A 12,104-nucleotide genomic window follows, 5' to 3' on the forward strand; every position below is an offset into this window, starting at 1 on the left:
TTGGCATATTTGATAGCCACCTTTTTAAAGGGAACCCATCCCAAAGAGCGCCTTGCTGATTTTTTATTGCTGACACGCCATTTCAGCTTTGCCTTTTTAAATTGCTTTCTTCGGGTGACTAATTCTTCAGTTACAGCCTGAATGGTTTGACTATGTAAATTACATTCTTTGGATGTGCCTTTCGTATATTTGGCAATATCAAAAGCAGAGAGAAATTCACCTTTCCGCTTCAAATGCCTAAACCCTAAATCATTAACATAATTCCAGACGAAGTTCACTTCTGATGCTAGTTGGTCTAACACCTTGCAATGTTTGTCTTTTATACGTAATTTAAGGGTTTTCATGTACTTATATTAACAATCAAAACTCAAGAAAAATAGTCCTTAGTTAAATCAAACGACACTTCATGTCGTGTCGCTTATATCTCTGACCTGAAGGACAGAGTTTTACGCTCCATTTGATAAAAATAATTCAGATCAGAGCCGACTGTGTCCAGCACCTTGGCAACTTCAAGGTGAAGCCTATATTTTAAATTATTGGCTCAGCCCACAATTTTTAAAACAGGCACAACCTTTTGGCTTAACACCTTCTTTTTTAGGACGTCTTGTTCAAGTCATGTGGGTACGTTATAACGCTAGCCCCATTGGTGCTTACGATGAGCTGCTGATTTTAGATCATCCTTTATTTAGGCAGCGTCGTTTATCTACTATTCCTAAAATTTTCGTTTCAACCGAGTCTTCTGTGCAACACGGACAACAGCTTTGGGGTATTCCGAAAGAACTGGCAAGCTTTGATTGGGATATTCAAGATCGACAGATGAGTTGCAAAATACAACACGCAGATTTGCAATTCGCCATTCAACTTGAAAAATGCAATACGCAACGTAGCTTTATTGATAGTCATTACATCCCTGCTGCGCTTTTAAAAATTCAGCAAACATGGCAAGGGAAATCTTATCAATTTAATCCTTCTTTTCGCGGCAGATTAATCCCACTCAAACATGCGTCTTGGCAATCGAATCCAAGTTTGTTTCCTGATTTTAATCAGGCACGCTTCATCAATGGTTTTTACGTGCCTGAGTTCGAACTGACTTTTCCAGAAGCCGAAATCTCTACTCTGGTTTAACCGTTCCACGTGAAACAGATTAACAAAGACAACCCAAGGTTTAGCTACGTGGTCGATCCCAAAATTTTCTAAAGTTTTTACACATTTCAATGCTGATTTTTTTGGCGCGACGCGACACAAAGGTCATGCTAATAAAACCATGTGTTTGATCTAAATATTCTACATATTTTACCGTGACAGCATGTTGACGTAATTTATGTGCATAAATTTCAGCTTCATCATGCAAAACGTCATGCCCTGCTGTGACCACAAAGGCAGGCGCTAGTTTTTTCAATTTGCCAAAAGTTGGCGAAATGATTGGATCATCCAAAGCGACCTGATGCTGTGTGACATAGTGCTGTGTGACAAAATCAATATCTTGCCCCGTCAGCACCAAACCATCTTTATAAGCAAAGAATGAAGGATGGCGACTCTTAAAATCTAAGGCTGGATAAATTAAAAATTGTGCGTCAGGTGCATAGGCTGAATGAGCACTACGCTGTGCAACCACCGCTGCAATATTACCACCCGCACTATCGCCTGCCACCGCTATGCGATTTTTTAAAATTTTCATTTCTCGACGATGTTGATATGCCCATGCCAAAGCATCTTCACAGACTTGAATAATCTGCTGTGGACTAGCTTCAGGCGCGAGTGGATATTCCACACTCAACACTTGTGCATGGGCATGTACCGCCATTAAGCGGCAAAATTCGTCATGACTGTCTAAACCACCCACCACAAAACCACCACCATGATAAAACACGATTAAAGGCAATTTTTTATGTGGTGCAGGATGATAATAACGCGCTGCGATATTGCCACTGGCTAAGTTTAAACGGATTTCTTCAACTCGTTTGACCGCAGTTGGAGTGCTCAGAATAGATTGCATTTGTCGATCAAATGCCTGTCTAGACTGTACAGGGTCAGCACCAATAAAACCAATTTTCCCTTGTTTTAATTGTGCCGCCATCATGCATTTAATAAATGGATCAAGGTCTGGATAATGATACGGATAACCCAAAGCTTGAGCCAAAGTATGATGTACTCGACTTGGTAACTTATTTAATGCACGTGCAGCAGCACCTTGTCCTTTGTGCAATTTATTTTTGAGAGATGAATTCAAAATTTGCATGCCTGTTCCTTTTTATATGTCTGCATGATTTGCCTAAACGCTTCATAATTTCTTCATGATCAACAGCACAGTGACCATTTTGTTATACAAGTGCTTCAATCGTTATACACATTCAAATTACCTATACGCTACCCTGCTTTTATGACGCTGTCATTGACACTATTGCGGTCTATGATTGATGTTTCAGACAAATTTACCTCATCGGCTCAGGAGGCAGAGCATGACAAAAAAATTGATCTTACTTTCGTGCGCAACTGCCATTTTAGCCGTAGGTTGCGTGGTCGTGCCTGACGAAGGTTACTACGATGGACGATATGAGCCACGCTATGACCGTCGCTATGATGATGATCATCGACGGTATGACAATGATCGGCAGCGTTGGGAATATCAACAAGGTAAAAATCGGGTTGAGTTAGAGCGTCGTAAACGTGAACTAGAACGTCGTGAATGGGAACAAAAACGACAACAGCAATTACAGCAACAACGCTATGAACAAGAGCGACAACGCTTAGCAGAGCAACGCAAACGCTTATCGGAACAGCAGCGTAAACAGCTAGAGCAAAAGCGTAAGCAGCAAATTGAAGCTGAACAAAAAAAGCGTGAGGAAGCACGTAAACGCTGGCAACAACAACGTGATGCACAACAAAAGCGCTGGCAGGAAAACCGTAAAGACCGTGAACAACGACGTGATCGTGATTGAGTCTTACAGCAAAGCAAAACAAATGAGGTAAAAAAAGGGCTTATTCAGAAGTTAGATAAGCCCCGAAAACACATTTAGCAATACACAAGAAACTACAGCGATATAGCATCTATGCGCAAAGAATAAGCAGTGTTAGGTTTTGTGTAAAATATATAATTACTCTCGATTAAGTTGTTTTAGCGATTAATCAACCAAAACTTAAAAACTCTAATCATACGCATGCACAATATAGTGAACAAACACCCAGTCGAATCCTGTTGATAAAACAGTGTTTTTAGCTATCTCCGTAATAAAAGCACTGGTTTAGCTGAATAATCAGCTCCCTATTACCATACTTTTTTAAACAAAAAAATATTATAAGTTTCAAAGTTTAATTTGCTTCATTCATCCGCCGACATCTTGATTCAAAATGTATTTTTTTGACCAAATTTCATGGCAATGAAAATTAATCTACTGGCACGCTTGAATTTTGCCTGCCCTGCCCCGATTTCTTAGCTAATTACGAACTTCTCTAACCATGGCAGTTCAGCAATAACGCAGTTAGCACTGACGCCAAAGGACTGTACATGTTTAAAAACCCATTTAAACGGAGTAAATCAATGGCAACTGAGCAGAACGAACAAACTCAAGACCTTGAGCAAGAGCAGACGGAACAACAAACAGCGCAAGATACTGAGCAAGCAGAAGTTCCCGTTGAGTCTTTACAAGAACAACTGAGCAAACTTGAAGAAAACCTAAAATTGGAAAAAGCACGTACTGCCAATGCAGTTTACGAAGCGGAAAAAACCAAAGAGCGTTTAGAACGTGAAGCAGATACAGCTAAAAAGTTTGCTTTAGAAAAGTTTGCTAAAGAATTATTGGATTCTGTAGACAACCTTGAGCGTGCTATTGCCGCCAATGGTGATGAAAAAACTGCCTTGTCTGAAGGTGTGGAACTGACCTTGAAATCATTACTGACCACTTTAGAAAAGTTTGGTGTGGTGGTGATTGATACAGCCAATGGTTTCAATGCAGACCTGCATCAAGCCGTAGGGATTGATCCAAATGCAAAAGCCAATGAAATTGGCAACGTATTACAAAAAGGCTACACCTTACATGGTCGCTTACTCCGCCCTGCAATGGTGATGGTTGGCGCTTAAGCCTTATAAAATCGAGAGTTGATAAAAAATTTTCATCTAAACAACTTGAAAAATTTTGATTGGCTCTCATATCGAATAACAAGTGAAAACATTGCAAAAGAATTTTTGAGGAAACATCCAAATGGCTAAAATCATTGGTATTGACTTAGGTACAACTAACTCATGTGTAGCGGTACTTGAAGGCGACAAAGTTAAAGTAATTGAAAACGCAGAAGGCGCACGTACAACTCCATCTATTATTGCTTATAAAGATGGCGAAATTCTTGTAGGTCAATCTGCAAAGCGTCAGGCTGTAACTAACCCGAAAAACACATTATTCGCAATTAAGCGTTTGATTGGTCGTCGTTATGAAGACCAAGCGGTACAAAAAGACATTGGTCTTGTGCCTTACAAAATCATCAAAGCAGACAATGGCGATGCTTGGGTTGAAGTGAATGACAAGAAACTTGCACCACAGCAAATTTCTGCAGAAACTTTGAAAAAGATGAAAAAGACTGCCGAAGATTATTTGGGCGAAACAGTTACTGAAGCCGTGATTACTGTACCTGCGTACTTTAACGATGCACAGCGCCAAGCAACCAAAGATGCGGGTAAAATTGCAGGCTTAGAAGTTAAACGTATCATCAACGAACCAACTGCTGCTGCGCTTGCATTTGGTATGGACAAGAAAGAAGGCGACCGTAAAGTTGCTGTATATGACTTGGGTGGTGGTACTTTTGACGTATCGATCATTGAAATTGCAGACCTTGATGGCGACCAACAAATTGAAGTGTTATCAACCAACGGTGATACCTTCCTTGGTGGTGAAGACTTTGACAATGCCTTGATCGAATACTTGGTTGAAGAGTTCAAAAAAGAGCAAAACTTCAACTTGAAACAAGATCCATTGGCATTACAACGTCTGAAAGAAGCGGCTGAGAAAGCAAAAATCGAGCTTTCATCTTCAAATGCGACTGAAATCAACTTGCCATATATCACTGCAGACGCAACAGGTCCGAAGCACTTGGTGATGAACGTGACTCGCGCCAAACTTGAAGGTTTGGTTGCTGATTTAGTCGCTCGTACCATTGAGCCATGTAAAGTTGCGCTACAAGATGCAGGACTTTCAACTTCTGACATCTCTGACGTGATTTTGGTGGGTGGTCAATCACGTATGCCACTTGTACAACAAAAAGTACAAGAATTCTTTGGCAAAGAGCCACGTAAAGACGTAAACCCAGACGAAGCTGTTGCAATTGGTGCAGCAATTCAGGGTGCCGTATTGTCTGGTGACAAAACTGACGTATTGCTTCTAGACGTAACTCCGTTAACGCTTGGTATTGAAACTATGGGTGGCGTGTTGACGCCAATCATTGAGAAAAACACCACGATTCCTGCGAAGAAATCTCAAGTGTTCTCAACAGCGGCAGACAACCAGCCTGCAGTAGACATTTCAGTTTACCAAGGTGAGCGTAAAATGGCTCAACAAAACAAATTGTTGGGTAACTTCCAATTAGGTGACATTCCACCAGCGCCACGCGGTGTGCCACAAATTGAAGTTTCGTTCGACATTAACGCTGACGGTATCTTGAAAGTGTCTGCAAAAGACAAGAGCACAGGCAAAGAACAATCGATTCAAATTAAAGCAAACTCTGGTTTGAGCGATGCTGAAATTGAAGCGATGATTAAAGATGCTGAAGCAAATGCTGAAGAAGACCGTAAGTTTGAAGAACTTGCAAAAGCACGTAACGAAGCGGATGCTTTAGTTTCTTCTGCTCAAAAAGCAGTAAAAGACCTTGGTGAACAAGTGACTGCCGATGAAAAAACTGCGATTGAAACAGCAGTGACTGAGCTTGAAGCCAGCACTAAAGAAAATGATGTAGATGCGATCAAAGCGAAAACTGAAGCGCTTCAAAACATCATCATGCCAATTACGCAACGTGCGTATGAAGCTGCACAAGGTCAAGGCGGTGCACAAGGTTTTGACCCGAATGCATTCCAAGGCGATGCAGGTCAAAAAGCCGATGATGGCGTAGTCGATGCTGAATTCACTGAAGTCAAAGATGATAAAAAATAATTTGTCGCTTTAACGCACATCAAAAACCGCGCTGCAAGCAATTGCAGCGCGGTTTTTCTTTTCGATATCCATACACTGACTTCAAGATTTAAATGAAAGAGCACAGACAATTGGACGCTCAACCGAGTACAATAGATAAAATGATGCTCTAACTGCAAATAGATTGAGTTTCTGCCCTACTTTCGGCTACAGTAAACCCAAAAAAGGATGCCGCTAGCAATGCGTTTGTTTCTATTGGGTGCAATCATACTGTTTTCTATCTTGCTGATTTATCAAAATATTCAACATCCTCATACACGACACAATACTGCACTAGATCATTTAAAACATCCTTTAGATACTCGCTTACGTTATCGTATTGCTGAAGTCGATCCGCGTTTTGGCTTAAGCCATGCCGATTTACTACAACTGAGTCAGGAAGCCACCCATATTTGGAAACAAGGGACGGGACAAGATTATTTTGTATATGACCCGAACGCCAAGCTCGCCATTCACTTGATTTATGATCAACGTCAAGATGAATCAAACCAACGCCAACAACAACTTACAGCCATTGAACAACGCCAACAACACTGGAACAATCAAAACCAAAATATTCAAGCACTAAAACAAGAAATTGCAGATAAAAATCAACAACTTGATGCAAAAAAAATGCTATTTGAACAACAACTTGAACAATACAATCGTCAAGTACAGCAAATTAACCAAAGTGGTGGGCTACATCCTTCGCAACAGGAAATTTTTGCAGCCAAAAAACAAGAAATCCAGCAACACATGTGGAGTTTAGAACACGAAATAGCGCAATTTAATCAGCAAATTAACCAGCTCAATCAACAAGTCGATGCCCTCAATCAACTTAATCAAGACATTGATGTATCCATCCAGCAATTTAATGCACGTTTTCAACCACGTTTATTTGATAAAGGCAGCTTTGATGGTCAGGCCATTCGGATTTATGAGTTTCAATCTAAAGATGATTTACGTCTAACTTTGGCGCATGAATTTGGTCATGCTTTGGGTTTAGCACACCATAACGACCCTTATGCCTTAATGTATCCAATGCTAAAAGATCAGCAGTTGCAGAATTTCCAACTGCGCCCTGCCGATCTCGATTTACTCCATGCACGGCATTGAGCAATCTGGCAAACTGAAGTGACTAAAACACAAAACTCCCCTCACCCTGTACGATAGTTGCATATCCATTACACGTGCAAAGGCAGCAAATTTACTCATTTCATGTTATTGTGAAGGCTCTGTATAACCCTGAACGATCTGTGGAGATTCATGTGAGTTACTACCATATCCTGATTGAAGTAAATGACCACATCAGCACGATTGAACAAAGCCGTGATATCGAAATTTTTGATATTGTTGAGCTTCAACCTTGTCTCCACTCGATTTTATTGCCGTATTTTAATGAGCAAGTGATTGAACTTGAAGATGAAAATATTGAATACAAAGATATTTTGCATCTTGAGGTTAGACAGACCTTATTACCAATTGAACACCTGATTGAAGAAGAACAGCGTTTGCTGCCAAGTGATACCGACATCACCATTTCAGCTTATGAAATTTTTAATAACAAAGAATTAAGCCAAGATGTCACGACTGTGATTTTTGATTTGCTTGAAGCAGTGAAAATTGAACCTTAATCCCCTGTTTTAAGACAAAAATTAAAAAGGTCTGCACATTTGCAGACCTTTTTAATGCAATCACAACAACTTATTGCATCATTTGTTTGGCCGCTTCATTACGAAACGCTCTTAAAATTTGCTGCCCTGCCCGACCTGTTGCAGCCAAGCCGAGTCGAGTCTGTTCCTGACGAATCGCTTGACGGGTTTTGTCGCCAATTAAACCATCCACTTCACCAATGTCATAACCACGGCTTAACAAAAAGCGTTGAATTTCACGGCGTTCTGCGCGGGATGTACCTGCATCATCGGTTGGCCAAGCGGTGCGGAATGCAGACTGCCCCATTAAACGATCTGATAAATGCGCAATCGCTAAGGCATAACTTTCTGCTGCGTTATAGCTATAAATGGCATCGAAGTTTCTAAACACTAAGAATACAGGGCCATTCGCACCTGCAGGTGCCATCAAGCCTGCCTGACTACTGCCCGATAAATTGCCCTGAATTAATGCCGAACCATCTGCACGAGTCAACCCACGATTAACCCAACTGCTGAGGGATTTTTTATTGCGTCGCCCTTCACCACTCAAAGACATGCCTGCAGGCACTTTGACTTCAAAGCCCCACGGCTGCCCTGTTTGCCAGCCGCGACGTTTTAAAAAGTTAGCGGTGGAAGCCAAAGCATCTGGAATACTAGATACTAAGTCACGGCGACCATCACCATCAAAATCGACCGCCAACTCATCATAGGTCGATGGCATAAACTGAGTATGCCCAAACGCCCCTGCCCATGAGCCTTTTAATTGTGATTCAGTGACATCACCACGTTGCAATAAACGCATGGTGGTAAAAAACTCACCTCGGAAATAGCTTTGACGGCGTCCTTCACAGCTCAAGGTACCTAGCGCTTGCAATAATGGATAGGATCCTGAAATCGCACCAAAGTTACTTTCTACACCCCAAACCGCCACTACGGTTTCTGCAGGTACGCCATAGGCTGCTGCAACACGATTGAGCACATCACGGTGCTGTGCCAATTTCTGCTGTCCTGCCTGCACGCGCTCATCATCGACCAAGCCTGAGAGATAATCCCAGATTGGCGTAGAAAATTCAGGTTGGTAATTTAAACGCTCAATGACGGAATAATCTGGGCTGAGATTTTGAGTATAGCGATCATAACTGCTGCCACTCACCCCTTTGGCAATGGCTTGGCTGCGTAAATTGGCCAAACAACTTTGAAAATGGTTTTGTGGTTGAAAATTTGCAGATGTACTGACCGTTGGTGTTACGGTGACAGATTTTCCATTGATAATCAGTTCTGCCTGAACCTGAGTAGCTGCCATTGCAGCTGTCGCAAAAATCACAGCGAAACGATGCATAATACCCTTTGATGTGTTTTGAATTTAAATCTTGGCTTTACCATAACACCTTCAGCCACAGAGATCAGATGAAAATCTGTAACTTTAAATTCATTTACACAGTTTTAAATTCATTTTCTCGTTTTAAATTTAAAACACTTATCCACAAGTACAGCATCTCACATTTTTAAATTCAAAATCACAACACATGATAAGACTTTTAAATTTAAAAGTTTAAATTCAAATTAAACCAACCCAAGTTACCCACAAAACACGACATTCACTGCATATTTACGATGTATTGCTTTGAATTTAAAAGTAGCTTTTTAAATTTAAAGATCAAAAGAGCCGCTACTTTATTTAAATTCAAAACTGCAGATCTATCTTTAAATTCATTTCTGATATTTAAATTCAAAGTTGAAGCATCGCTTTAAATTTAAAACGCGCTATTTGAATTTAAAGTTTTGAATTCATAATTATCATCTGTTTCCCATCAGACTTGTGCGCATTTTTATTTTAAGTATTGCTTTGCTACGGTGATGGTTGCTTATTCAGCCTGATCTATCTTAATCAACCTAAAATTACAGCGTCAATCCTAGACAGATTAACGGTAGAACACCTTAAAAATAGGCAGAATAAAAACGTGAAAGTATAAAAAAGCGCTCATCGTGATGAGCGCTTTGGTGTCATTTTTAAATTTACAAGCTCATATCAGCACTGAGCGCCAATGGATTTGGTAAAATTTTTGCCAATTGGCGGCATAAATCTGTCAATTCAGCGGCATCATTCGGCATTAAAGTAATATGCCCAATTTTACGGCCTTCACGCTCAGTTTTATTGTACAAATGCAAATGTGCGCCATTCAATGCCAACACATCTTCAGTTTTGGGATGCTGACCAATAATATTGACCATCACCGTTGGACTTACCACTTCAGTTGAGCCTAACGGTAAACCTGCTACAGCACGAATATGGTTCTCAAACTGCGAACACACCGCGCCTTCAATTGACCAGTGACCTGAGTTATGCACACGAGGTGCCATCTCGTTGGCATACAAGCCCTTGTCAGTGACAAATAGCTCTAGCGTTAATACACCAACATAATTTAAGTGATTGAGCAGGCGAGTGATGTAGTCTTGCGCCACAGGCTGTAAGTCTGTGCTGTTTGGTGCTGGTACAATCGAATGCGATAAAATACCGTTGTGATGATGGTTTTCTGCCAATGGCCAAGTTTTTACTTCACCATTTTGACCACGCACCGCAATAATAGATACTTCACGTGAAAAAGTAACAAAACTTTCTGCAATCAAGCTGCCTGCAGGGCCAAGTTCTGCCCATGCTTGTTCAATCTGATCTGCACTGCGCAGTACAAACTGACCTTTGCCATCATAGCCGCCTGTTGCGGTTTTTAGCACAATTGGCAGACCGAGTTCAGCTACAGCAGCCTGTAAACTTTCCAGCGAGTTGACGGCTTGGTACGGCGCAACAGGAATCGCCAATTCATCAAATAAGCCTTTTTCCAGCAAGCGGTTTTGGGCAATTGCCAAAGCCTGACGTGGTGGATGCAAGTCTTTGTGCTTAATCAATACATCAACATCAGCCAACGGAGTATTTTCAAACTCAAGGCTGAATACATCGGCACTGTGTATAAAATCTTGTAGGCTATTTTCGCTTTTGCTGGCAAAAACCTGACCCAAGGTTGCCGCTGGGCAATCTGGACTGGCTTCAAAAAAGGTACATTGAATATTTAAGGGTAAAGCCGCTTGTGCCATCATGCGACCCAATTGACCGCCACCAAAAATACCGATGGTCTTATCCATAGTAATTGTCCCGCTTAAGCCTGACCTGGAATATTGTTGCTTGAAACTTTCTCAGTTTGCGCGGCACGGAAATTGGCAACATTTTGTGCAATTTCTGGACGGGTTAAACCTAAAATTTGGGCTGCCATAATTGCCGCATTGGTTGCTCCCGCAGGACCAATCGCCAATGTACCTACGGCAATACCTGCAGGCATTTGCACAATTGAAAGTAATGAATCGACACCATTTAAAATTGAAGATTTCACTGGCACACCCAAAACAGGTAAATCAGTTTTGGCTGCACACATACCCGGTAAGTGTGCGGCACCACCAGCGCCTGCAATAATCACCTGAATGCCACGATCACGCGCTTGCTCAGCATATTCAAATAAGCGATCTGGGGTACGGTGTGCAGAAACGACTTCCGCTTCAAATGGGACACCAAGCTGCTTCAGCATATTGGCAGTGTGTTCGAGAGTTGCCCAATCCGATTGAGAACCCATGATAATTCCAACGAGAGGAGCGTCTTGTGCAGCGGCCGCGTTCATTACAAATATTCCAGAAACGAAACTAAGGAAAGAGAAATTCAGGCGAGAAAGCCAAGCTTGAATAAGAACTCCACATTATAGACTGATTTTTCGACTTGTTAAAATTGAACACGGCGACTCAACCGACTTTTTTGATTATTTTTATCTGGTTATTTTCTAATAATTAACCACAGGCTCACACCATTGCAGCTACGCGAGCTGTTTAAGCCATGCAAAAGCACCATTTTAAGATGCTCGAAACACAAAATATACGCAGCCACATAAACATAAAGCTGCCCATAAATAATCCAGTTTAAAAGGTTGCTTAAACAAAAAAATCATAAACGGGACAAACACCAATAAAGTCACAACTTCTTGGGTAATTTTCATTTGACCTACCGCCCAGCCATGCTGCGCCAGCAAACGGGTAGCAGGAATCATCAAACTGTATTCAAATAGGGCGATCACCCAACTGAATAAAATTGCCTGCCACAGCGGAGCATCATGTGGTAAAAACTTGAGATGACCATACCACGCCAAGGTCATAAAACAGTTTGCAATCACCAAAAGTAAAAGTGCTGAAGACATTGTGTCGTACTATCTTAAAAATTCAGTTTTATTTTACGAGCTATTTGCCATAAAAAATGCAAGAGCAG

Annotated in this window: 11 protein-coding genes and 1 pseudogene; 6 read left to right on the forward strand and 6 right to left on the reverse strand. The window is 41.2% G+C overall.

Annotated features, from left to right (window positions below):
* A pseudogene (locus tag HYG89_RS13270) lies at positions 1-344 on the reverse strand (RNA-guided endonuclease TnpB family protein); the annotation flags it as partial.
* Positions 345-486: 142 nt separating this feature from the next.
* On the opposite strand from HYG89_RS13270, the gene HYG89_RS13275 reads away from it, so the two are divergent.
* Positions 487-1,125: an acetoacetate decarboxylase family protein gene (locus tag HYG89_RS13275; protein WP_026438449.1), complete on the forward strand. Its 639-nt coding sequence runs from the start codon at positions 487-489 to the stop codon at positions 1,123-1,125.
* 40 nt (positions 1,126-1,165) lie between these two features.
* Here the strand turns inward: HYG89_RS13275 and HYG89_RS13280 are convergent, their stop codons facing one another.
* Positions 1,166-2,239, reverse strand: coding sequence for an alpha/beta hydrolase (locus HYG89_RS13280; protein ID WP_131261892.1), 1,074 nt, complete (start codon positions 2,237-2,239; stop codon positions 1,166-1,168).
* A gap of 220 nt (positions 2,240-2,459) precedes the next feature.
* On the opposite strand from HYG89_RS13280, the gene HYG89_RS13285 reads away from it, so the two are divergent.
* The 5 genes from HYG89_RS13285 (at position 2,460) to HYG89_RS13305 (ending at position 7,786) form a co-directional block, all read left to right on the forward strand.
* Positions 2,460-2,939, forward strand: a complete 480-nt coding sequence (locus HYG89_RS13285; protein WP_178867890.1) for a hypothetical protein — start codon at positions 2,460-2,462, stop codon at positions 2,937-2,939.
* 566 nt (positions 2,940-3,505) lie between these two features.
* Positions 3,506-4,078, forward strand: a complete 573-nt coding sequence (grpE, locus tag HYG89_RS13290; protein WP_256734016.1) for a nucleotide exchange factor GrpE — start codon at positions 3,506-3,508, stop codon at positions 4,076-4,078.
* A gap of 121 nt (positions 4,079-4,199) precedes the next feature.
* On the forward strand, positions 4,200-6,134 hold the full coding sequence (gene dnaK / locus HYG89_RS13295; RefSeq protein ID WP_104852793.1) for a molecular chaperone DnaK: 1,935 nt from the start codon (positions 4,200-4,202) through the stop codon (positions 6,132-6,134).
* 219 nt (positions 6,135-6,353) lie between these two features.
* On the forward strand, positions 6,354-7,268 hold the full coding sequence (locus HYG89_RS13300; protein ID WP_004969807.1) for a matrixin family metalloprotease: 915 nt from the start codon (positions 6,354-6,356) through the stop codon (positions 7,266-7,268).
* Between the two features lie 140 nt (positions 7,269-7,408).
* Entirely contained in the window at positions 7,409-7,786 is a 378-nt protein-coding gene (locus tag HYG89_RS13305; RefSeq protein ID WP_162164695.1) for a hypothetical protein, read from the forward strand.
* A 70-nt stretch (positions 7,787-7,856) separates the two neighbouring features.
* On the opposite strand, the gene HYG89_RS13310 is transcribed toward HYG89_RS13305, so the two are convergent.
* The 4 genes from HYG89_RS13310 to HYG89_RS13325 all read right to left on the reverse strand — a co-directional run bounded on the left by HYG89_RS13310 (position 7,857) and on the right by HYG89_RS13325 (position 12,036).
* Complete coding sequence (locus HYG89_RS13310; protein WP_004969803.1) at positions 7,857-9,143, reverse strand: lytic murein transglycosylase; 1,287 nt, start codon at positions 9,141-9,143, stop codon at positions 7,857-7,859.
* A gap of 677 nt (positions 9,144-9,820) precedes the next feature.
* A complete protein-coding gene (locus tag HYG89_RS13315; protein ID WP_178867894.1) occupies positions 9,821-10,942 on the reverse strand; it encodes a 5-(carboxyamino)imidazole ribonucleotide synthase in 1,122 nt (373 codons plus the stop codon).
* Between the two features lie 14 nt (positions 10,943-10,956).
* Positions 10,957-11,469 (reverse strand): 5-(carboxyamino)imidazole ribonucleotide mutase, encoded by a 513-nt coding sequence (purE, locus tag HYG89_RS13320; RefSeq protein WP_019836195.1) that lies wholly within the window; start codon positions 11,467-11,469, stop codon positions 10,957-10,959.
* A 225-nt stretch (positions 11,470-11,694) separates the two neighbouring features.
* The gene (locus tag HYG89_RS13325) at positions 11,695-12,036 is read right to left on the reverse strand and encodes a DMT family protein (protein WP_178867896.1); all 342 of its coding nucleotides are present in this window, start codon (positions 12,034-12,036) and stop codon (positions 11,695-11,697) included.
* Between the last annotated feature and the right edge of the window lie 68 nt (positions 12,037-12,104).

The organism is Acinetobacter sp. SwsAc5, from assembly GCF_013391485.1.
GTDB classification, from domain to species: domain Bacteria; phylum Pseudomonadota; class Gammaproteobacteria; order Pseudomonadales; family Moraxellaceae; genus Acinetobacter; species Acinetobacter towneri.